Source organism: Citrobacter sp. UYEF32 (genome assembly GCF_040546205.1).
Lineage (GTDB): Bacteria > Pseudomonadota > Gammaproteobacteria > Enterobacterales > Enterobacteriaceae > Phytobacter > Phytobacter diazotrophicus.
Genome location: NZ_JBEPNI010000008.1, coordinates 100,340 through 123,383, shown reverse-complemented (window position 1 = coordinate 123,383; position 23,044 = coordinate 100,340). Strand labels below are relative to the sequence as shown.

The window sequence follows — 23,044 nt, the reverse complement described above, 5'->3', positions numbered from 1 at the left end:
CATGAAAGCCGCAGCGGTTAAAACGCCAAAACCGAAACGCCAGGAAGAACAGGCCAGCTTTGTGAGCTGGCGTTTTGCCTTGCTTTGCGGCTGCATTTTGCTGGCGCTGGGCTTTTTGCTGGGCCGCGTCGCGTATTTGCAAATTGTAAACCCCGATATGCTGGTGCGTGAAGGGGATATGCGCTCGCTGCGCGTTCAGGAAGTCGCGACCTCGCGCGGCATGATTACCGATCGTTCCGGACGTCCGCTGGCAGTGAGTGTGCCGGTCAAAGCTATTTGGGCCGACCCGAAAGAGGTGCAGGATGCCGGTGGCGTAACGCTCGATAATCGCTGGAAAGCCCTGTCCGACGCCTTGACCATCCCGCTCGATCAGCTTTCCTCGCGCATTAATGCGAACCCGAAAGGGCGCTTTATCTACCTGGCGCGTCAGGTCAACCCCGACCTTGGCGAGTACATTAAAAAGCTTAAGCTGCCGGGCATTCACCTTCGCGAAGAGTCGCGCCGTTATTACCCTTCGGGCGAAGTAACTGCTCACCTTATCGGCTTTACTAACGTCGACAGTGAAGGCATCGAAGGGGTTGAGAAAAGCTTTGATAAGTGGCTGACCGGTCAGCCGGGTGAACGTATTGTACGTAAAGACCGTTATGGCCGCGTGATTGAGGATATCTCCTCCACTGACAGCCAGGCGGCGCATAACCTTGCGCTGAGCATTGACGAACGTCTTCAGGCACTGGTCTATCGCGAGCTGAATAATGCGGTGGCATTTAACAAAGCGGAATCGGGCAGTGCTGTACTGGTGGATGTGAGCACCGGTGAAGTGCTGGCGATGGCGAACAGCCCTTCTTACAACCCGAACAATTTTACCGGTACCGCGAAAGACGCCATGCGTAACCGCGCGATTACCGACGTCTTCGAACCGGGTTCGACGGTTAAACCCATGGTAGTGATGACCGCGCTCCAGCGTGGCGTCGTGACACCTAACACCGTGTTGAACACTATTCCTTATCGAATTAACGGCCACGAAATCAAAGACGTGGCGCGCTACAGCGAATTGACCCTGACCGGGGTACTACAGAAGTCGAGTAACGTTGGTGTTTCTAAACTGGCGTTAGCGATGCCGTCCTCAGCGTTAGTAGATACTTACTCACGTTTTGGACTGGGAAAGGCGACCAATTTGGGGTTGGTCGGAGAACGCAGTGGCTTATTTCCTCAAAAACAACGGTGGTCTGACATAGAGAGGGCCACCTTCTCTTTCGGCTACGGGTTAATGGTAACGCCGTTACAGTTAGCGCGAGTCTATGCAACCATCGGCAGCTACGGTGTGTACCGTCCACTGTCGATAACCAAAGTTGATCCACCTGTTCCGGGCGAACGCATCTTCAATGAGTCTATCGTACGCAATGTCGTACATATGATGGAGAGCGTGGCCCTGCCGGGCGGCGGCGGTGTGAAAGCGGCGATTAAAGGCTACCGCATCGCAATTAAGACCGGTACGGCGAAGAAGGTGGGGCCGGATGGCCGCTACATCAACAAATACATTGCTTATACCGCGGGTGTTGCGCCCGCCAGTAATCCACGCTTTGCGCTGGTGGTCGTTATTAACGATCCACAAGCAGGTAAATACTACGGTGGCGCCGTTTCTGCGCCGGTGTTTGGTGCCATCATGGGCGGTGTTTTACGCACCATGAACATCGAGCCGGATGCACTGACAACGGGCGATAAGAATGAATTCGTAATTAATCAAGGCGAGGGGACAGGTGGCAGATCGTAATTTGCGCGACCTTCTTGCTCCGTGGGTGCCAGGTGCGCCGGAGCGAGCACTGCGAGAAATGACACTCGACAGCCGGGTAGCGGCGTCGGGTGATCTTTTTGTGGCAGTAGTGGGTCATCAGGCGGACGGGCGTCGATATATCCCGCAGGCGATTGCGCAAGGTGTGGCTGCCATTATTGCCGAGGCTAAAGATGAGGCTACTGACGGCGAAATTCGCGAGATGCACGGCGTTCCGGTTATCTATCTGAGCCAGTTAAATGAGCGTCTTTCTGCGCTGGCGGGGCGTTTTTATAACGAGCCTTCTGAGCAACTGCGTCTGATTGGTGTGACCGGCACTAACGGTAAAACCACGACTACGCAATTGCTGGCGCAATGGAGCCAATTGCTTGGCGAAACCAGCGCGGTAATGGGCACGGTGGGGAATGGTCTGTTGGGCAAAGTTATCCCATCGGAAAATACCACCGGTTCCGCCGTTGACGTACAGCATGTGATTGCAAGCCTTGCTCAGCAAGGCGCAACTTTCGCCGCGATGGAAGTCTCCTCTCATGGGCTGGTTCAACACCGCGTGGCGGCGTTGAAATTCGCCGCGTCTGTCTTCACGAACCTGAGCCGCGATCATCTGGACTATCACGGTGACATGGCCAATTACGAAGCGGCTAAATGGCTGCTGTTTTCTGCTCACCATTTCGGCCAGGCCATCGTCAATGCGGATGATGAAGTCGGACGCCGTTGGTTAGCAAAACTGCCTGATGCAGTCGCCGTGTCGATGGAAGACCATATCAACCCGAATTGCCATGGCCGCTGGCTGAAAGCAACCGAGGTGGTGTACCACGACAGCGGTGCGACTATCCGCTTTGCCTCCTCCTGGGGCGAGGGCGATATTGAAAGCCGTCTGATGGGCGCCTTTAACGTCAGCAACCTGCTGCTGGCGCTCTCGACACTGCTGGCGCTGGGCTATCCGCTGGCCGATTTAATCAATACTGGCGCACGTCTGCAGCCGGTATGCGGGCGTATGGAAGTGTTCAGCGCGCCGGGCAAACCGACCGTGGTGGTGGATTATGCCCACACGCCGGATGCGCTGGAAAAAGCGCTGCAGGCAGCACGACTGCACTGCACCGGAAATCTGTGGTGCGTATTTGGCTGCGGTGGCGATCGTGATAAAGGCAAACGTCCGTTGATGGGCGCAATTGCTGAACAGTTCGCCGATATTCCGGTCGTGACGGATGACAATCCGCGTACCGAAGAGCCGCGCGCCATCATCGACGATATTCTGGCGGGCATGCTCGATCCGGGCCGTGCACATGTGATGGAAGGCCGCGCAGAAGCGGTTACCAACACCATCATGCAAGCGAAAGAAAATGACGTTGTCCTGCTCGCAGGTAAAGGACACGAAGATTATCAGATTGTCGGTAGCCACCGTCTCGATTATTCAGACCGTGTAACCGCGGCGCGTCTGTTGGGAGTCCTCGCATGATTAGCGTAACGCTTAGCCAGCTCAGCGGCATTTTGCATGGCGAACTGCATGGTGCAGACGCAACCATTGAGGCGGTCACTACGGACACCCGCAAGCTGACCTCTGGTTGCCTGTTTGTGGCGCTGAAAGGCGAACGTTTCGATGCCCACGATTTCGCTGATAAAGCAAAAGAGGGCGGTGCTGGCGCGCTGTTAGTCAGTCGCAAACTGGATATCGACCTGCCGCAACTGGTGGTGAAGGATACCCGTCTCGCCTTTGGCGAACTGGCAGCCTGGGTTCGCCAGCAGGTTCCTGCTCGCGTTGTGGCGCTGACCGGCTCGTCTGGCAAAACCTCGGTGAAAGAGATGACGGCCGCCATCCTCAGCGAATGTGGCAATACGCTCTATACCGCCGGGAACCTGAACAATGACATCGGTGTGCCGATGACCCTGCTGCGTCTGACCAAAGAACATCAGTACGCGGTGATTGAGCTTGGCGCCAACCACCAGGGCGAAATCGCCTGGACTGTGTCGCTGACCCGCCCGGAAGCGGCGCTGGTTAACAATCTTGCGGCAGCGCATCTTGAAGGGTTTGGCTCTCTGGCCGGGGTGGCAAAGGCTAAAGGCGAGATTTATACCGGCCTGCCTGCCAATGGCATCGCCATTATGAATGGCGATAACAATGACTGGCTGAACTGGCAAAACATCATTGGCGATCGCAAAGTCTGGCGTTTCTCGCCAAATGCCGCCAACAGCGATTTTACCGCGACCAATATTCATGTGACCTCCCACGGTACTGAATTTACGCTGCAAACCCCAACGGGCGGTATTGATGTCACGTTGCCATTACCTGGGCGCCACAATATCGCGAATGCGCTGGCCGCAACCGCGCTGGCGATGGCGGTAGGGGCACCGCATGACGCAGTGAAAAAAGGTCTGGCAAATCTGAAAGCTGTTCCGGGGCGTCTTTTCCCGGTGCAACTTGGAGACAACCAATTACTGCTGGACGACAGCTACAACGCGAACGTGGGGTCGATGACGGCGGCAGCGCATGTGCTAGCTGAAATGCCAGGCTATCGGGTCATGGTGGTCGGCGACATGGCGGAATTGGGTGATGAAAGCGAGGCGTGTCACATTCAGGTGGGTGAAACGGCAAAAGCTGTTGGTATCGACCATGTGTTAAGCGTCGGCAAGCTCAGTAAAGCCATCAGTGATGCCAGTGGCGTTGGCGAGCATTTTGATGATAAGGCGGCAATGATTGCGCGTTTAGAGGCGCTGATTGCCGAGAAGCAAATTATTACCATTTTGGTGAAAGGTTCACGTAGTGCCGCCATGGAAGAGGTCGCACGCGCATTACAGGAGAAAAGGGCATGTTAGTTTGGCTGGCCGAACATTTGGTCAAATATTATTCTGGCTTTAACGTCTTCTCCTATTTGACGTTTCGCGCCATCGTCAGCCTGCTGACTGCGCTCTTCATCTCTTTATGGATGGGGCCGCGCATGATTGCCCGTCTGCAAAAACTCTCTTTTGGCCAGGTCGTGCGTAACGATGGTCCGGAGTCGCATTTCAGTAAACGCGGTACGCCGACCATGGGCGGCATCATGATTCTGACAGCGATCGTGGTTTCTGTGCTGCTGTGGGCTTACCCGTCCAATCCATACGTCTGGTGCGTTCTGGTTGTCCTGGTTGGCTACGGCATTATTGGTTTTGTTGATGACTACCGCAAAGTGGTGCGCAAAGACACGAAAGGCCTGATTGCGCGCTGGAAATATTTCTGGATGTCGGTGATTGCCCTGGGCGTCGCCTTTGCATTGTACCTTGCGGGCAACGATACGCCCGCTACGCAACTGGTGGTTCCGTTCTTTAAAGATGTTATGCCGCAATTGGGCATTTTCTACATCCTGCTTGCTTATTTCGTGATTGTGGGAACAGGTAACGCGGTCAACCTGACTGACGGCCTGGATGGTCTGGCGATTATGCCCACCGTGTTTGTGGCGGCGGGTTTTGCGTTAGTAGCCTGGGCGACAGGTAACATGAACTTTGCCAGTTATCTGCACATTCCGTATCTGCGTCATGCGGGCGAGCTGGTTATCGTCTGTACGGCAATTGTCGGCGCGGGGCTGGGATTTCTGTGGTTTAACACCTATCCGGCTCAGGTCTTTATGGGGGATGTGGGCTCGCTGGCGTTAGGCGGCGCACTGGGCATTATCGCCGTGCTGCTGCGTCAGGAATTCCTGTTGGTCATTATGGGCGGCGTCTTCGTCGTCGAAACCCTGTCTGTCATTTTGCAGGTTGGGTCGTTCAAATTGCGTGGTCAGCGTATTTTCCGTATGGCGCCGATTCACCATCACTATGAACTGAAAGGCTGGCCGGAGCCGCGCGTTATTGTGCGCTTCTGGATTATTTCGCTGATGCTGGTCCTGATTGGCCTGGCAACGCTCAAGGTACGTTAATCATGGCAGATTACCAGGGTAAAAAAGTCGTCATTATTGGTCTTGGTCTGACGGGACTCTCGTGCGTGGAATTTTTCCGCGCGCGCGGCGTAACGCCGAAAGTGATGGATACCCGCGTTTCGCCTCCGGGGTTGGATAAGCTCCCGGAAGAGGTGGAGCGCTATCTTGGTGGTCTGAATGATGACTGGCTGCTGGCGGCCGATCTGATCGTCGCGAGCCCTGGGATCGCTCTGGCGCATCCGTCGCTGAGCGCAGCGGCAGATGCGGGCGTAGAGATCGTTGGTGATATTGAGCTTTTTTGCCGTGAAGCGCAGGCGCCGATCGTGGCGATCACCGGGTCGAATGGCAAAAGCACAGTCACCACGCTGGTTGGCGAAATGGCGAAATCCGCCGGCAAGAACGTCGGCGTTGGCGGCAATATTGGCCTGCCCGCGCTGATGCTGCTGGAATCTGCCTGCGATCTTTACGTGTTGGAACTTTCGAGCTTCCAGCTTGAAACCACATCCAGCCTGCATGCGGCGGCGGCGACCATCCTCAACGTTACCGAAGATCATATGGACAGGTATCCGTTTGGTCTCCAGCAGTACCGTGCGGCGAAACTGCGTGTTTATGAAAATGCGAAGGTTTGCGTGGTGAATGCAGATGACGCGCTGACCATGCCAGTGCGTGGTGCGGATGAGCGCTGCGTCAGCTTTGGCGTGGATGTCGGTGATTACCATCTCAATCGCCAGCAGGGGGAAACCTGGCTGCGCGTGAAAGGTGAGAAGGTGCTGAACGTTAAAGAAATGAAGCTTAGCGGCCAGCACAATTATACGAACGCGCTGGCGGCGCTGGCCCTGGCCGATGCCGTGGGGTTACCGCGCGCCAGCAGCCTGAAAGCGTTGACCACGTTTACTGGTCTGGCGCACCGCTTCCAGTTGGCGCTGGAGCACAACGGCGTGCGCTGGATTAACGATTCCAAAGCGACCAATGTCGGCAGTACAGAGGCGGCACTGAACGGCCTGCATGTAGATGGCACGCTGCACCTGCTGCTCGGTGGCGACGGTAAATCGGCAGATTTCTCTCCGCTGAAACGTTATCTCGAAGGCAGTAATGTTCGCTTGTATTGCTTTGGCCGTGACGGCGCAGAACTGGCTACGTTGCGTCCGGAAATTACCGATCAAACACAGGATATGGAACAGGCGATGCGCCTGATTGCGACGCGTGTGCAACCGGGCGATATGGTGTTGTTATCACCCGCCTGCGCCAGCCTTGATCAATTTAAGAATTTTGAACAGCGTGGCGATGTCTTTACCCGCCTGGCGCAGGAGTTAGGTTGATGCGTTTAAGTCTCCCCCGCCCGAGAATGCCGCACCTGCCAGGATTTGGGATCCTGAGCTGGTTATTTGGGGCATTAAAAGGTTGGGTGATGGGCTCACGCCAGAAGGACAACGACAGCCTGGTCATGTACGACCGCACGCTGTTCTGGCTGACGCTGGGCCTGGCGGCGATCGGATTCATCATGGTGACTTCGGCATCCATGCCGGTAGGGCAGCGACTGACGGCGGACCCGTTTTTCTTTGCCAAACGCCATGCGCTGTATCTGTTTCTGGCGTTTTGTCTGGGACTGGTAACGCTGCGATTGCCGATGGAGTTCTGGCAGCGCTGGAGCTCGGTAATGCTGGTGGCCGCCATTGTCATGCTGCTGGTAGTTCTGGTGGTGGGTAGCTCAATCAACGGGGCATCGCGCTGGATTGACCTTGGGGTGATGCGTTTCCAGCCTGCGGAATTTACCAAGCTGTCGCTGTTTTGTTATCTGGCGAACTACCTGGTGCGTAAGGTTGATGAGGTGCGCAATAACTTGCGCGGCTTCCTTAAACCGATGGGCGTCATTATGGTGCTCGCCGTGCTGCTGCTGGCACAGCCTGACCTCGGGACCGTGGTTGTGCTCTTTATTACCACGCTGGCGATGTTATTCCTGGCGGGGGCAAAACTGTGGCAGTTCATCGCCATTATCGGCTCTGGTATTGCAGCGGTGATTCTGCTGATTTTGGCTGAGCCATACCGTATTCGTCGTGTGACATCGTTCTGGAACCCCTGGGATGATCCGTTTGGTAGCGGCTACCAGCTAACGCAGTCGCTGATGGCATTTGGTCGCGGTGAGCTGTGGGGGCAGGGGCTTGGGAACTCGGTACAAAAGCTGGAATATCTGCCCGAAGCACACACCGACTTCATCTTCGCCATTATCGGCGAAGAACTGGGTTATATCGGTGTGGTACTGGCACTTTTAATGGTATTCTTCGTCGCTTTCCGCGCCATGTCCATCGGACGCAAGGCGCTGGAAATCGATCAGCGGTTTTCGGGTTTTCTGGCCTGCTCGATCGGCATTTGGTTCAGCTTCCAGGCATTAGTAAACGTTGGCGCAGCCGCAGGTATGCTGCCGACTAAAGGGCTGACTCTGCCGCTCATCAGTTATGGCGGCTCCAGTTTATTGATTATGTCGACGGCCATCATGCTGTTGTTACGTATTGATTATGAAACGCGTCTGGAAAAAGCCCAGGCGTTTACACGAGGTTCACGATGAGCGGTCAACCGAAGCGGTTAATGGTGATGGCAGGCGGTACCGGCGGGCATGTGTTCCCCGGGCTTGCGGTTGCGCACCATTTAATGGATCAGGGCTGGCAAGTGCGCTGGCTTGGAACCGCCGATCGCATGGAAGCCGACCTGGTACCGAAACACGGTATCGAGATTGACTTCATCCGTATCTCCGGCCTTCGCGGCAAAGGGGTGAAAGCCCTGCTGCTTGCGCCGTTGAGAATTTTTAACGCCTGGCGTCAGGCGCGCGCCATTATGCAGCGCTTCAAGCCGGACGTAGTGCTGGGCATGGGCGGTTATGTCTCTGGCCCTGGCGGGTTAGCCGCATGGTCGCTAGGTATTCCCGTCGTGCTGCATGAGCAAAACGGTATCGCAGGGCTGACTAACAAATGGCTGGCGAAGATCGCCACCAAAGTTATGCAGGCCTTCCCGGGCGCATTCCCGAAAGCCGAGGTCGTAGGTAACCCGGTACGCGTGGATGTACTGGCGCTGCCATTGCCGCAAGAACGATTACCGGGCCGTGAAGGGCCGGTGCGGGTTCTGGTGGTGGGCGGTTCGCAGGGGGCGCGCGTACTGAATCAGACGATACCGCTGGTCGCGGCAAAACTGGGCAGCGCGGTGACTATCTGGCATCAGAGTGGAAAGGGGGCTCAGCAAACCGTTGAGCAGGCCTACGCCGATGCTGGTCAGCCTCAGCATAAAGTGACCGAGTTTATTGATGATATGGCGCAGGCCTATGCCTGGGCGGACGTTGTGGTATGCCGCTCTGGCGCACTGACGGTCAGTGAGATCGCTGCCGCAGGCCTGCCTGCGTTATTTGTTCCATTCCAGCATAAGGATAGACAGCAGTACTGGAATGCGCTGCCGCTGGAAAAAGCGGGTGCGGCGAAGATTCTGGAGCAGCCGCAATTTACGGTCGATGCCGTGGCAGAGACACTTGCAGGCTGGAACCGGGAAGCATTACTGGAAATGGCCGAGCGCGCACGCGCCGCCGCCATTCCCGATGCCACTGAACGAGTGGCAAAAGAAGTGAGTCTTGCAGCACAGGCTTAATACTGGCGACGCCTTTTGCGTCGCGCGAATTTGAAGTGGTAGATGGCGTTTAGAGAATGAATACACAACAACTGGCGAAACTGCGTTCAATCGTGCCCGAGATGCGTCGCGTCCGGCACATTCACTTTGTCGGCATTGGCGGTGCTGGCATGGGCGGTATTGCCGAAGTTTTGGCTAACGAAGGTTATCAAATCAGCGGATCTGATTTGGCGCCGAATCCGGTAACGCAGCAGTTGGCGTCGCTTGGCGCGACAATCTATTTCAACCATCGCCCGGAGAACGTTAGCGATGCGAGTGTTGTCGTTGTGTCCAGCGCGATTGCAGCGGATAACCCGGAAATCGTAGCCGCGAATGAAGCGCGCATCCCGGTGATTCGCCGTGCCGAAATGCTGGCAGAGCTGATGCGCTTTCGCCACGGTATCGCTATCGCCGGTACGCATGGCAAAACGACAACCACGGCTATGGTTGCCAGTATTTACGCCGAAGGCGGGCTTGATCCTACCTTCGTGAATGGCGGTCTGGTGAAAGCGGCAGGCGTACATGCGCGTCTGGGCAACAGCCGTTATCTGATTGCGGAAGCAGACGAGAGTGATGCGTCATTCCTCCATCTGCAACCGATGGTGGCGATTGTCACCAATATCGAAGCTGACCATATGGACACCTACCAGGGTGACTTCGAGAATTTAAAAACGACGTTTATCAACTTCCTGCACAACCTGCCGTTCTATGGTCGCGCGGTGATGTGCGTGGACGATCCGGTTATTCGCGAATTATTACCGCGAGTGGGTCGTCAGCTCACCACATACGGCTTTAGCCAGGATGCGGATGTACGCATTGAAAACTATCAACAGAAAGGCGCGCAAGGGCATTTCACCCTGATTCGCCAGGACAAGCCGGAACTGCATGTCACGCTCAATGCGCCGGGCCGCCATAATGCGCTTAATGCAGCGGCTGCGGTCGCGGTGGCGACTGAGGAAGGCATCGATGATGAAGATATTCTGAGCGCGCTGGAGAGCTTCCAGGGCACCGGTCGTCGTTTTGATTTCCTGGGTGAGTTTCCGCTGGAACCCGTTAACGGTAAACCAGGGACTGCCATGCTGGTGGATGATTACGGTCATCACCCGACGGAAGTGGATGCCACCATTAAAGCGGCACGCGCGGGCTGGCCGGATAAAAATCTGGTGATGGTCTTCCAGCCGCATCGCTTTACCCGTACGCGCGATCTGTATGACGATTTTGCCAATGTTCTGACCCAGGTCGATTCGCTGCTGATGCTGGATGTTTACTCTGCGGGCGAAACGCCGATTCCGGGAGCGGACAGCCGTTCCCTGTGCCGTACCATTCGCGGCCGTGGAAAAATCGACCCGATTCTGGTGTCCGATCCGGCTCAAACCGCGGCAATGCTGGCTCCGGTTCTGACCGGTAATGATTTGATACTGATTCAGGGCGCAGGCAATGTCGGTAAGATTGCGCGTCAACTGGCGGAAGTGAAACTCAAGCCGCAACAGGAGGACGAGCGCAATGGCTGATAAAGTCGCGGTCCTGCTGGGCGGGGTTTCTGCTGAGCGTGAGGTGTCATTAAACTCCGGCGCTGCGGTGCTTGCGGGTTTACGTGAGGGGGGCGTTGATGCTCACCCGATTGACCCGCGTGATGTGGATGTCACTCGCCTGAAAGCGATGGGCTTCGATAAGGCATTCATTGCGCTGCACGGGCGTGGCGGCGAAGACGGTACGCTGCAAGGATTGCTGGAGATAACAGGGGTGCCCTATACCGGCAGCGGTGTTATGGCGTCGGCAATCTCAATGGATAAATTGCGCAGTAAATTGCTCTGGCAAGGTGCAGGGTTACCGGTCGCCCCGTGGGTTGCATTAACACGCAGCGAATTTGAATCGGGACTCAATAACGACGTTATTCAGCGCATTGATGCGTTAGGTTTACCGGTTATCGTTAAACCGAGCCGTGAAGGCTCAAGTGTCGGGATGTCAAAAGTTGAAGAATCTGGTGCGTTAACGGCTGCGTTAGCGCTTGCCTTTCAACATGATGATGAAGTTCTTATCGAAAAATGGCTAAGTGGACCCGAATTTACAGTTGCCATGCTCGGAAAAGAAATTTTACCGTCAATTCGCATTCAGCCCGCTGGAACCTTCTATGATTATGAGGCGAAGTATCTCTCTGATGAGACAAAATATTTCTGTCCGTCAGGTCTGGAAGCAGAAGATGAGGCCAATTTACAAAACCTGGTACTGAAAGCCTGGCGTGCGCTGGGATGTCGGGGCTGGGGAAGAATTGACGCTATGTTAGACAGTGATGGGCAGTTTTATCTGCTGGAAGCCAATACCGCGCCGGGTATGACGAGTCATAGCCTGGTCCCGATGGCAGCGCGACAGGCGGGGTTAACCTTCTCGCAGTTGGTCGTGCGAATTCTGGAACTGGCGGAGTGATATGTCTCAGGCTGCGCTGAACACGAGAAATCGCGATGTCGAGGAAATGCCTTCCTCCCGTCGTAATAATGGAACGCGTCTTGCAGGAATCCTGTTCCTGCTGACGGTGTTGTGTACCGTGTTGGCTAGCGGCTGGGTAGTCCTGGGCTGGATGGAAGATGCGCAACGTTTACCGTTGTCGAAGCTGGTGCTGACAGGCGATCGTCATTACACCCGCAACGACGACATTCGCCAGTCAATTCTGGCGCTTGGCGCACCCGGCACGTTTATGACGCAGGATGTCAATATTATCCAGAGCCAGATTGAACGTCTGCCCTGGATAAAGCAGGCGAGTGTCAGAAAGCAATGGCCTGATGAATTGAAGATTCATCTGGTTGAATATGTGCCCATAGCACGTTGGAATGATCAGCATATGGTGGACATGGACGGTAATTCGTTCAGCGTTCCTGCGGATCGAACCAGCAAGCAGGTTTTACCCATGCTGTATGGCCCGGAAGGGAGTGAGAGCGAAGTTTTACAGGGCTTCCATGACATGGGGCAGGTGCTGGCGAAGGATAAATTCACGTTGAAAGAGGCGGCGATGACTGCCCGGCGGTCGTGGCAGGTGACGCTAAATAACGATATTAAGCTCAACCTCGGCCGTGGCGATACGATGAAACGCCTGGCGCGCTTTGTCGAACTGTATCCGGTTCTGCAACAGCAGGCGCAGGCGGATCACAAAGAAATCAGTTACGTGGATTTACGCTATGACTCTGGCGCGGCGGTAGGTTGGAAGCCGGCCCCAGTTCAGGACCCTAATCAGCAACAGAATCAGGCACAGGCAGAACAATAATGATCAAGGCGACGGACAGAAAACTGGTAGTAGGACTGGAGATTGGTACCGCGAAGGTAGCCGCTTTGGTAGGGGAAGTTCTGCCCGACGGTATGATCAATATCATCGGAGTGGGAAGCTGCCCGTCCCGTGGTATGGATAAAGGTGGCGTTAACGACCTGGAATCTGTGGTGAAATGCGTTCAGCGCGCCATCGATCAGGCCGAATTGATGGCAGATTGCCAGATTTCCTCTGTTTATCTGGCGTTATCGGGTAAACATATTAGCTGCCAGAATGAAATTGGTATGGTGCCGATTTCAGAAGAGGAAGTGACACAGGAAGATGTAGAAAATGTGGTGCACACGGCGAAATCGGTGCGTGTGCGTGATGAACACCGCGTTCTGCATGTCATTCCTCAGGAATATGCCATTGATTACCAGGAAGGTATCAAAAACCCGGTAGGTCTTTCGGGTGTGCGTATGCAGGCGAAAGTACATCTGATCACTTGCCATAACGATATGGCGAAAAACATTGTTAAAGCCGTGGAACGTTGTGGTCTGAAAGTTGACCAACTTATTTTCGCCGGACTGGCGTCCAGTTATTCCGTATTGACGGAAGATGAACGTGAGCTGGGTGTCTGCGTTGTAGACATCGGTGGTGGTACAATGGACATGGCCGTTTATACAGGCGGAGCGCTGCGCCATACGAAAGTGATCCCGTATGCGGGGAATGTCGTGACCAGCGATATCGCTTATGCGTTCGGTACGCCACCCAGCGATGCTGAAGCCATTAAAGTTCGCCATGGTTGCGCACTGGGCTCCATTGTAGGTAAAGACGAAAGCGTCGAAGTACCGAGTGTAGGTGGGCGTCCACCGCGCAGTTTGCAGCGCCAGACGCTGGCCGACGTGATTGAGCCGCGTTATACCGAGTTGCTCAATCTGGTGAATGATGAGATTTTGCAGTTACAAGAGCAGCTTCGTCAGCAAGGGGTGAAACATCATCTGGCGGCGGGGATTGTGTTAACGGGCGGAGCAGCGCAAATTGAAGGTCTTGCGGCCTGTGCTCAGCGCGTATTCCATACGCAGGTGCGTATTGGTGCGCCGCTCAATATTACAGGTTTAACGGATTACGCCCAGGAGCCGTACTACTCAACGGCAGTGGGATTGCTGCACTACGGGAAAGAAACCCATCTCAGTGGTGAAGCAGAAGTGGAAAAACGTGCATCAGTCGGCTCGTGGTTTAAACGAATCAACAGCTGGCTGCGTAAAGAATTTTAATTTTCAGAGACCGAAAACATTAGCGGTCTCAGGCGACAGGCACAAAACGGAGAGAAATTATGTTTGAACCTATGGAACTGACCAACGACGCGGTGATTAAAGTCATCGGCGTCGGTGGCGGCGGCGGTAATGCCGTTGAACACATGGTGCGCGAGCGCATTGAGGGTGTTGAATTCTTCGCAGTGAATACCGACGCGCAAGCGTTGCGTAAGACTGCGGTGGGTCAGACCATTCAGATCGGTGGTGGTATCACCAAAGGTCTGGGCGCTGGGGCTAACCCGGAAGTCGGTCGTAATGCGGCTGAAGAAGACCGTGAAGCACTGCGCGCTGCGCTTGATGGTGCAGACATGGTCTTTATCGCAGCGGGTATGGGCGGCGGCACCGGCACGGGTGCGGCACCGGTCGTTGCAGAAGTGGCTAAAGATTTGGGTATCCTGACGGTTGCTGTCGTGACCAAGCCTTTCAATTTTGAAGGCAAGAAGCGTATGGCATTTGCTGAACAGGGTATCGCCGAGCTGTCCAAACATGTGGACTCGTTGATTACAATCCCGAACGATAAACTGCTGAAAGTTCTCGGTCGTGGTATCTCTCTGCTGGATGCATTCGGTGCGGCTAACGACGTACTGAAAGGCGCGGTGCAGGGTATCGCCGAACTGATTACCCGTCCGGGTCTGATGAACGTCGACTTTGCTGACGTGCGTACCGTGATGTCCGAAATGGGCTATGCCATGATGGGCTCTGGTGTCGCGAGAGGCGAAGACCGCGCTGAAGAAGCTGCGGAAATGGCGATCTCCTCTCCGCTGCTGGAAGATATCGATCTGTCTGGTGCGCGCGGCGTGCTGGTTAACATCACCGCGGGCTTCGACCTGCGTCTCGATGAGTTCGAAACGGTGGGTAACACTATTCGTGCATTCGCTTCTGACAATGCTACTGTTGTTATTGGTACATCGTTGGATCCGGATATGAATGATGAGCTGCGTGTGACTGTTGTTGCAACCGGTATTGGTATGGACAAACGTCCAGAAATTACTCTGGTGACCAACAAACAGCAGCAGCAACCGGTGATGGACCGCTACCAGCAGCATGGCATGTCAACGATGCAGCAGGAGCAGAAACCTCAGTCTAAAGTGGTCAACGACAATACGCCGCAGACGACTAAAGAACCGGATTACCTGGATATTCCAGCGTTTTTGCGTAAGCAAGCTGATTAAGAATACGCTGGAAGTTGGGCATCTTCGCTCTTTGTGCTAAACTGCCCCACCGATTGTGTAGTACACTTCGGTTGGATAGTTAATTAGGCGAGATTATACGATGATCAAACAAAGGACACTTAAACGTATCGTTCAGGCGACTGGTGTCGGTTTACATACCGGCAAGAAAGTCACACTGACGTTGCGCCCTGCGCCGGCCAACACCGGGGTCATCTATCGTCGCACTGACTTGAATCCACCGGTAGATTTCCCGGCTGATGCTAAATCTGTGCGTGATACAATGCTCTGTACGTGTCTGGTGAACGAGCATGACGTGCGGATTTCAACCGTAGAGCACCTTAATGCTGCTCTGGCCGGGCTGGGTATCGACAACATTATTGTTGAAGTCGATGCGCCGGAAATCCCGATTATGGATGGTAGTGCTGCACCGTTCGTTTATCTTCTGCTGGACGCAGGCATCGAAGAGCTGCGCAGTGCGAAGAAATTCGTGCGAATCAAAGAGACGGTCCGCGTTGAAGACGGTGATAAATGGGCAGAGTTTAAACCGTTTAACGGTTTCTCTCTCGATTTCACCATCGACTTTAACCACCCGGCCATTGATGCCAGCACCCAGCGTTACGCGATGAACTTTTCTGCCGACGCGTTTATGCGCCAGATTAGCCGCGCGCGTACCTTCGGTTTCATGCGTGATATCGAATATCTGCAGTCCCGTGGTTTGTGCCTGGGCGGTAGCTTCGATTGTGCCATCGTTGTTGACGATTATCGCGTATTGAACGAAGACGGCCTGCGTTTTGAAGACGAATTCGTTCGTCACAAAATGCTCGACGCGATTGGTGACTTGTTCATGTGTGGTCACAATATCATCGGTGCGTTTACCGCATATAAATCTGGTCACGCGCTGAACAACAAACTGTTGCAGGCGGTCCTGGCGAAACAGGAAGCCTGGGAATTTGTGACCTTCGAAGACGATGCGGAACTGCCATTGGCGTTCAAAGCACCGACGATGGTTCTGGCGTAATACCAGACAATAAGTAAGACCTGAATTCGACTGGTCCGCCTGGCACACTCTCTCCTGCCAGGAGTGCCAGTCGTTTTTTATTTTAAAATCTGTACTTTTGCCTCGCTTTGGTTCATGAAGATTGTTTTTACCATTCAATGAGCGCGATCGCTGCTTTCCTGGCCGTTTTTATCCCTCAGAGCGCCTTATAATCGCTGTCCTCCCGCTGCATTAATGGTAATATCTTTGCGCAAAATAACGCGTACCGAAGTAAAAAACGGGCAACAGTGATTTTTTTGGTGGATGAGTGAGCGGAATTCTGACGCGCTGGCGACAATTTGGCAGACGTTATTTCTGGCCGCATCTCTTATTAGGGATGGTCGCGGCAAGCTTTGGCATGCCTGCGCTCAGCAACAGCAACCACACTGAACCGGCCAAAGCGACGACGCGTAATCATGAAGGCGCTGGCAGCGTCAACTTCACCAACCTCGCGTTGCTTGAAGGAACTCGTCGCCCAAGCTTCACTGTTGATTACTGGCATCAGCATGCTATCCGTACCGTTATTCGGCATCTCTCTTTTGCGATGGCGCCTCAGGCATTACCCGTCGTGGAAGAACCGCTGCCTTTGCAGGCGCATCATCTCGCTCTGCTGGATACGCTCAGTGCACTGCTGACCCAGGAGCAGAGGCCGGCAGCAAGTGTTAGCCAGACATTTGATACTGATTTCCCCACCCATTCCGCGTTTAGCGTCCGGGCCTGGATTAGCCAGGTACAGGGCATCCGTGCGGGACCTCAACGCCTTAGCTGAAAAATTTATCCTTCAACTAATTTTGTGACTCCGCAGAGCGGGGCGTTTGAGATTTTATTATGCTTATCAAATTATTAACAAAAGTATTCGGTAGTCGTAACGATCGTACACTGCGTCGTATGCGCAAAGCAGTCGGCATCATCAATGCGATGGAGCCGGAAATGGAAAAGCTGTCAGACGACGAACTGAAAGCAAAAACAGCGGAATTTCGTGGCCGTCTGGAAAAAGGCGAAACGGTTGAAAGCCTGATCCCGGAAGCGTTTGCCGTCGTGCGCGAAGCCAGTAAACGTGTCTTCGGTATGCGCCACTTCGACGTCCAGTTACTCGGCGGCATGGTATTGAATGAACGCTGCATCGCAGAGATGCGTACCGGTGAAGGTAAAACGCTGACCGCGACGCTGCCTGCTTATGTGAACGCGCTGAGCGGCAAAGGTGTCCACGTGGTCACCGTGAACGACTATCTGGCGCAACGTGACGCCGAAAACAACCGTCCGTTGTTCGAATTCCTGGGCATGACCGTCGGTATCAACCTGCCGGGGATGCCGTCTGTGGCGAAGCGTGAAGCGTATGCCGCAGATATCACCTACGGTACTAACAACGAATACGGTTTTGACTACCTGCGCGACAACATGGCGTTCAGCCCTGAAGAACGCGTACAGCGCAAACTGCACTATGCGCTGGTGGATGAGGTGGACTCCATCCTCATTGATGAAGCACGTACACCGCTGATCATTTCCGGCCCGGCTGAAGACAGCTCGGAAATGTACAAAAAAGTGAACAAAATCATCCCGCATCTGATTCGTCAGGAGAAGGAAGATTCCGATACTTTCCAGGGCGAAGGCCACTTCTCCGTTGATGAGAAGGCGCGTCAGGTTAACCTGACCGAACGTGGTCTGGTGCTGATTGAAGAGCTGCTGGTTAAAGAAGGCATCATGGATGAAGGTGAGTCACTGTACTCGCCGGGTAACATTATGCTGATGCACCATGTTACCGCAGCGCTGCGCGCGCACGCTTTGTTCACCCGTGACGTGGATTACATTGTTAAAGACGGCGAAGTTATTATCGTCGATGAACACACCGGTCGTACCATGCAGGGCCGCCGCTGGTCTGATGGCCTGCACCAGGCTGTGGAAGCCAAAGAAGGTGTGGATATTCAGAACGAAAACCAGACGCTGGCTTCTATTACCTTCCAGAACTACTTCCGTCTGTACGAGAAACTGGCGGGGATGACCGGTACTGCGGATACCGAAGCATTCGAGTTCAGTTCTATTTATAAACTCGACACCGTGGTGGTGCCGACCAACCGTCCGATGATCCGTAAAGATATGCCGGATCTGGTCTACATGACCGAGGCGGAAAAAATTCAGGCGATTATCGAAGATATTCGTGAGCGTACCGCCGCAGGCCAGCCGGTGCTGGTGGGTACGATCTCCATTGAGAAATCCGAAGTGGTTTCAAATGAGCTGACGAAAGCGGGTATCAAACACAACGTACTGAACGCGAAATTCCACGCCAAAGAAGCAGATATCGTTGCTCAGGCGGGTTATACCGCAGCGGTAACGATCGCAACTAACATGGCTGGTCGTGGTACCGATATTGTGTTGGGTGGTAGCTGGCAGGCAGAAGTCGCCGAGCTGACCGACCCGACGCCGGAGCAGATCGCGAAGATCAAAGCGGACTGGCAGGTGCGTCATGATGCCGTTCTGGCTGCGGGCGGCCTGCATATCATTGGTACCGAGCGTCACGAATCACGCCGTATCGATAACCAGTTGCGTGGCCGTTCTGGTCGTCAGGGTGACCCGGGCTCATCCCGCTTCTACCTGTCGATGGAAGATGCGCTGATGCGTATTTTTGCCTCCGATCGTGTTTCGAGCATGATGCGTAAACTGGGTATGAAACCGGGCGAAGCGATTGAACACCCATGGGTGACCAAGGCGATTGCCAACGCGCAACGTAAAGTGGAAAGCCGCAACTTCGATATCCGTAAACAGCTGCTGGAATATGATGACGTGGCGAACGATCAGCGTCGCGCAATCTACACCCAGCGTAATGAACTGTTGGATGTCTCTGATGTGAGCGAGACCATTAACAGCATTCGTGAGGATGTGTTCAAAGCGACTATCGACGCTCACATTCCACCGCAGTCGCTGGAAGAAATGTGGGATATTCCTGGCTTGCAGGAACGCCTGAAAAATGATTTCGACCTCGATCTGCCGATTGCTGAGTGGCTGGATAAAGAGCCAGAATTGCATGAAGAGACCCTGCGTGAGCGTATCCTTGCTCAGGCAGTTGAAGTCTATGCTCGCAAAGAAGAGGTTGTTGGCGCGGAGATGATGCGCCACTTCGAAAAAGGCGTCATGCTGCAAACGCTGGACTCATTGTGGAAAGAGCACCTGGCGGCGATGGACTATCTGCGTCAGGGGATCCATTTACGTGGCTATGCGCAAAAAGATCCGAAGCAGGAGTACAAGCGCGAATCTTTCTCTATGTTCGCCGCGATGCTGGAGTCGCTGAAATATGAAGTGATCAGCACCCTGAGTAAAGTTCAGGTACGTATGCCGGAAGAAGTTGAAGCAATGGAGCAGCAGCGCCGCGAAGAAGCAGAGCGTCTGGCGCAGATGCAGCAACTTAGCCACCGTGATGATGAATCTGAGGCGGCGGCAGCACTGGCTGCACAGACTGGCGATCGTAAAGTCGGTCGCAACGACCCTTGTCCTTGCGGGTCAGGTAAAAAATACAAACAGTGCCATGGCCGTCTGAGCTAAGGCACGAATAAATAAAGAAAGGCGCAGATATCTGCGCCTTTTTTATGGAGTAACGACAATGAAAATACTGCAAATCGCCGTCGGAATTATTCGCAATCCACAGGGAGAAATCTTTATTACCCAGCGCGCAGCCGATGCGCATATGGCGAATAAATGGGAATTTCCTGGCGGCAAGATCGAAGAAGGTGAAACACCTGAACAAGCGGTTATCCGTGAGCTGCACGAAGAAGTGGGTATCAAAGCTGGTGCGGCCAGCCTGTTCGATAAACTGGAATATCGTTTCCCGGATCGCCACATTACGCTCTGGTTTTATCTTGTTGAGCAGTGGGAAGGGGAACCGTGGGGAAAAGAAGGGCAGCCTGGGCGTTGGGTCCATCAGACTCAACTGCTGGCAGATGAGTTCCCACCCGCTAATGAGCCAGTCATCTCAAAACTGGCAAACGCCTGATGGCGCAAAGTGTGGCGGGGCTTCCCGCCACCTTGTCATTTACTGCTGTTCTTCACTCCAGTCGTCACTGTCGGAAAGATCCCCTGCACTCGGGATGCGCTTTTCTTCCGCAGCCCATTCACCCAGGTCTATTAACTGGCAGCGTTTTGAACAGAACGGGCGAAACGGGCTGGTTTCGCTCCATATCACGCTTTTGCCGCAGGTCGGGCAATTAACACGCGTTGCGTCTGACATCATTTCTCCTTAACAACAAGCCAGTTCGAAATCCAGGCGTTCCGGGATGATGCCATTTTCACTATCGAGCGGCAGGAAACGAATGGCGAAACGACTTTTATGCCCCGAAATCTGTGGGAATAACTGGCTGTCTAAATCCAGGTGCAGGCGAAGCAGATCGGCATCTTCACCATTATCCTGGTAAAAACCGTTCAGACTGGTTTGCTTACGGAACGGAGCTGAGTTGCGGATCAAATCCAGAATCAGTGACAACGTATGATTGAGTGGCGTCAGGCTGGACAGCCAGATATTCACCTGCTCGTCACGCTGAACCTGTGGCAAATGCAGCCAGACATGCAGGGTGGGCAAATCAAAGCTGCAACAGCCGCCCGGTATACTCAGACGCTGGCGGACCAGGCCGATGAGACGGTCTTCACGCAGCAACTGCCCAATCCGGGGGGCTGCCATCAGCATGGTGCTGGTCTCTTTTAACTGTTGGCGAATGGCATCGATACGTCCCTGATCAACACCAGGCACTTCGGCCCAGGCTTTTAATTTACGTTGCTGGCGTTCCAGCTCTTTAAGCAATTCGGTACGTGTGTCACCACGCTCGAAAATATCTAATAACTCACCGGCATTGCGGAAGAAATGCAGCGCATCTGCATGATCGGCAAGAGGAAGGTGGGCAGTGAGTTGCTGGAGCAGGAATTCGATACGCAGCCAGGTGCGCATCTTTTCATTGAGCGGGTGTTCAAATAGGACGTGGGTCTGCATTAAGGGTTTTCCTGTGAAACTGCCTGTGATGCATAGCTCAGATAAGCCGCATGCAGGCGGGCAACATCCGATGCAATTGCATCTGGTGCGCCATTATTGTCAATAATATCATCCGCAACGGCAAGGCGTGCTTCACGTGTCGCTTGCGCCGCCAGAATATGCTCAGCATTTTCACGGCTTACGCCGTCACGCTGCATCGTTCGCAAAATTTGCGTCTCTGGTGAGACGTCGATAACCAATACCCGGTCGGCTTTGTTCTGTAAGTGGTTTTCAACCAACAAAGGAACAACCCACAACACATAGGGTGAAGTAGCCCCGGCAATTTGTCGCTGGGTTTGCTGATGTATTAATGGGTGCAGCAAACCATTGAGCCAGTTTTTCTCGGCTGGGGAAGCAAAAATGCGTTCGCGTAATAAGCGACGGTTCAGTGAACCCTCAGGTGTGAGGATGTCTGAACCAAAATGTTCGGCGATGGCTTGTAATGCAACAGAGCCCGGTTCAACAACCTGGCGGGCAATAATATCTGCATCGACAATATCAACACCCAAACGGGCGAAGGCATCAGCGACCGTGCTTTTGCCGCTACCAATACCTCCGGTTAACGCGACCGTATACCCCATAGCGCCTGATCTCAAAATAGTCGGTAAAAAAAATCATAACCCACACATTTTTAATTTTGCCAGTTTGCTTTACGAAGGTCGCCAGTAAGCGAAACGCGGAAAAATAATAATGCATTTATCATGTGAATCAGTAGGTTATAATTTGAGCAAGATGAACTTTCGCAAATGCGGCTAATCTTGCCCTTTCACCAGGTAAATTTATAGGATTGTAGCGTAAAAAAAGAGAATTTCGCAGTCTTGCGGAGTCCTGATTAGTGCGTATGATAGCGTCACTGGAGTTGTGTGTTTGCAAGTCTGCGTTGTTCGCCATTAACCCCAGGAATCCGCACATGCGTATTGAAGAAGATCTGAAATTAGGCTTTAAAGACGTTCTTATCCGCCCTAAACGCTCTACCCTCAAAAGCCGTTCCGATGTTGAGCTGGAACGCGAGTTTACCTTTAAGCATTCAGGACAGAACTGGTCTGGCGTACCGGTAATTGCAGCCAATATGGATACCGTTGGCACCTTTGCTATGGCGAAAGCGCTGGCTTCGTTCGATATTCTGACCGCAGTACATAAACATTATTCTGTCGAAGACTGGAAAGCATTTGTTCAGCGCGAATCTGACGATGTATTGCGTCATGTAATGGTATCAACAGGTACCTCAGATGCTGACTTTGAAAAAACTAAACAAATTCTGGCGCTGCACTCCCAGTTGAATTTCGTCTGCATTGATGTCGCGAATGGTTATTCCGAGCACTTCGTACAGTTTGTGTCGAAAGCGCGCGAAGCCTGGCCGAACAAAACGATCTGCGCAGGTAACGTAGTAACAGGCGAAATGTGTGAAGAGCTGATTCTCTCCGGTGCGGATATTGTCAAAGTCGGTATCGGTCCGGGTTCTGTTTGCACCACACGTGTGAAAACCGGTGTCGGTTATCCTCAGCTTTCCGCTGTGATTGAGTGTGCCGATGCAGCACATGGCTTGGGCGGTCAAATCGTTAGCGATGGCGGCTGTACCGTGCCTGGCGATGTGGCGAAAGCTTTTGGCGGCGGCGCTGATTTTGTCATGCTCGGTGGAATGTTAGCAGGGCACGAAGAAAGCGGCGGTACCGTGGTTGACGAAAACGGTGAAAAATTCATGCTGTTCTATGGTATGAGTTCTGAGTCGGCGATGACCCGTCACGTTGGTGGGGTTGCTCAGTACCGTGCGGCAGAAGGTAAAACCGTTAAGTTGAAACTACGCGGCCCGGTCGAAAATACCGCGCGCGATATCCTTGGTGGCTTGCGTTCCGCCTGTACTTATGTGGGCGCATCTCGCCTGAAAGAGCTGACCAAACGCACTACCTTTATCCGCGTTCAGGAGCAAGAAAACCGCGTTTTCAATAGCCTTTAATC

Annotated in this window: 20 protein-coding genes; 17 read left to right on the top strand and 3 right to left on the bottom strand. The window is 53.8% G+C overall.

Features of this window, described 5'->3' with window-relative positions; all coding sequences use genetic code 11:
* The first annotated feature begins 1 nt into the window (after position 1).
* From ftsI to mutT, 16 genes are all read left to right on the top strand, one after another.
* Positions 2–1,771, top strand: coding sequence for a peptidoglycan DD-transpeptidase PBP3 (gene ftsI / locus ABIB59_RS21740; protein ID WP_039078361.1), 1,770 nt, complete (start codon positions 2–4; stop codon positions 1,769–1,771).
* A complete protein-coding gene (gene murE / locus ABIB59_RS21735) occupies positions 1,758–3,245 on the top strand; it encodes a UDP-N-acetylmuramoyl-L-alanyl-D-glutamate--2,6-diaminopimelate ligase (RefSeq protein WP_354037008.1) in 1,488 nt (495 codons plus the stop codon). The genes ftsI and murE overlap by 14 nt, the downstream gene beginning before the upstream one ends.
* Entirely contained in the window at positions 3,242–4,600 is a 1,359-nt protein-coding gene (gene murF / locus ABIB59_RS21730) for a UDP-N-acetylmuramoyl-tripeptide--D-alanyl-D-alanine ligase (RefSeq protein WP_354037006.1), read from the top strand. Before murE ends, murF begins: the two co-directional genes overlap by 4 nt.
* Complete coding sequence (gene mraY, locus ABIB59_RS21725; protein WP_039078364.1) at positions 4,594–5,676, top strand: phospho-N-acetylmuramoyl-pentapeptide-transferase; 1,083 nt, start codon at positions 4,594–4,596, stop codon at positions 5,674–5,676. The genes murF and mraY overlap by 7 nt, the downstream gene beginning before the upstream one ends.
* A gap of 2 nt (positions 5,677–5,678) precedes the next feature.
* On the top strand, positions 5,679–6,995 hold the full coding sequence (murD, locus tag ABIB59_RS21720; RefSeq protein WP_071193646.1) for a UDP-N-acetylmuramoyl-L-alanine--D-glutamate ligase: 1,317 nt from the start codon (positions 5,679–5,681) through the stop codon (positions 6,993–6,995).
* Positions 6,995–8,239 carry a cell division protein FtsW gene (ftsW, locus tag ABIB59_RS21715; protein ID WP_047371825.1) on the top strand — a complete coding sequence of 415 codons (1,245 nt, stop codon included), beginning with the start codon at positions 6,995–6,997 and terminating at the stop codon, positions 8,237–8,239. The genes murD and ftsW overlap by 1 nt, the downstream gene beginning before the upstream one ends.
* Positions 8,236–9,303, top strand: coding sequence for an undecaprenyldiphospho-muramoylpentapeptide beta-N-acetylglucosaminyltransferase (murG, locus tag ABIB59_RS21710; protein ID WP_039078367.1), 1,068 nt, complete (start codon positions 8,236–8,238; stop codon positions 9,301–9,303). Before ftsW ends, murG begins: the two co-directional genes overlap by 4 nt.
* 56 nt (positions 9,304–9,359) lie before the next feature.
* On the top strand, positions 9,360–10,832 hold the full coding sequence (gene murC, locus ABIB59_RS21705; RefSeq protein ID WP_039078368.1) for a UDP-N-acetylmuramate--L-alanine ligase: 1,473 nt from the start codon (positions 9,360–9,362) through the stop codon (positions 10,830–10,832).
* Entirely contained in the window at positions 10,825–11,745 is a 921-nt protein-coding gene (locus ABIB59_RS21700; protein ID WP_108702036.1) for a D-alanine--D-alanine ligase, read from the top strand. The genes murC and ABIB59_RS21700 overlap by 8 nt, the downstream gene beginning before the upstream one ends.
* A gap of 1 nt (position 11,746) precedes the next feature.
* The gene (gene ftsQ / locus ABIB59_RS21695) at positions 11,747–12,577 is read left to right on the top strand and encodes a cell division protein FtsQ (protein WP_039078370.1); all 831 of its coding nucleotides are present in this window, start codon (positions 11,747–11,749) and stop codon (positions 12,575–12,577) included.
* Positions 12,577–13,833: a cell division protein FtsA gene (ftsA, locus tag ABIB59_RS21690; RefSeq protein WP_039078371.1), complete on the top strand. Its 1,257-nt coding sequence runs from the start codon at positions 12,577–12,579 to the stop codon at positions 13,831–13,833. Before ftsQ ends, ftsA begins: the two co-directional genes overlap by 1 nt.
* Before the next feature lie 59 nt (positions 13,834–13,892).
* A complete protein-coding gene (gene ftsZ, locus ABIB59_RS21685) occupies positions 13,893–15,044 on the top strand; it encodes a cell division protein FtsZ (RefSeq protein WP_039078372.1) in 1,152 nt (383 codons plus the stop codon).
* Positions 15,045–15,144: 100 nt separating this feature from the next.
* Positions 15,145–16,062 (top strand): UDP-3-O-acyl-N-acetylglucosamine deacetylase, encoded by a 918-nt coding sequence (gene lpxC, locus ABIB59_RS21680; RefSeq protein ID WP_039078373.1) that lies wholly within the window; start codon positions 15,145–15,147, stop codon positions 16,060–16,062.
* Positions 16,063–16,348: 286 nt separating this feature from the next.
* Positions 16,349–16,849 carry a secA translation cis-regulator SecM gene (gene secM, locus ABIB59_RS21675; protein WP_039078374.1) on the top strand — a complete coding sequence of 167 codons (501 nt, stop codon included), beginning with the start codon at positions 16,349–16,351 and terminating at the stop codon, positions 16,847–16,849.
* Positions 16,850–16,908: 59 nt separating this feature from the next.
* Positions 16,909–19,614, top strand: coding sequence for a preprotein translocase subunit SecA (gene secA / locus ABIB59_RS21670; RefSeq protein ID WP_039078375.1), 2,706 nt, complete (start codon positions 16,909–16,911; stop codon positions 19,612–19,614).
* Positions 19,615–19,672: 58 nt separating this feature from the next.
* The gene (gene mutT, locus ABIB59_RS21665) at positions 19,673–20,062 is read left to right on the top strand and encodes an 8-oxo-dGTP diphosphatase MutT (RefSeq protein ID WP_039078376.1); all 390 of its coding nucleotides are present in this window, start codon (positions 19,673–19,675) and stop codon (positions 20,060–20,062) included.
* 39 nt (positions 20,063–20,101) lie between these two features.
* Here the strand turns inward: mutT and yacG are convergent, their stop codons facing one another.
* The 3 genes from yacG to coaE are packed head-to-tail and all read right to left on the bottom strand — an operon-like array spanning position 20,102 to position 21,669.
* Complete coding sequence (yacG, locus tag ABIB59_RS21660; protein ID WP_108702035.1) at positions 20,102–20,296, bottom strand: DNA gyrase inhibitor YacG; 195 nt, start codon at positions 20,294–20,296, stop codon at positions 20,102–20,104.
* A gap of 9 nt (positions 20,297–20,305) precedes the next feature.
* A complete protein-coding gene (gene zapD, locus ABIB59_RS21655; RefSeq protein WP_354037001.1) occupies positions 20,306–21,049 on the bottom strand; it encodes a cell division protein ZapD in 744 nt (247 codons plus the stop codon).
* Entirely contained in the window at positions 21,049–21,669 is a 621-nt protein-coding gene (coaE, locus tag ABIB59_RS21650) for a dephospho-CoA kinase (RefSeq protein WP_334749207.1), read from the bottom strand. Before coaE ends, zapD begins: the two co-directional genes overlap by 1 nt.
* Before the next feature lie 329 nt (positions 21,670–21,998).
* Between coaE and ABIB59_RS21645 the strand changes: the two genes are divergently transcribed.
* Positions 21,999–23,042, top strand: coding sequence for a GMP reductase (locus tag ABIB59_RS21645; protein ID WP_039078380.1), 1,044 nt, complete (start codon positions 21,999–22,001; stop codon positions 23,040–23,042).
* The last annotated feature ends 2 nt before the right edge of the window (positions 23,043–23,044 follow it).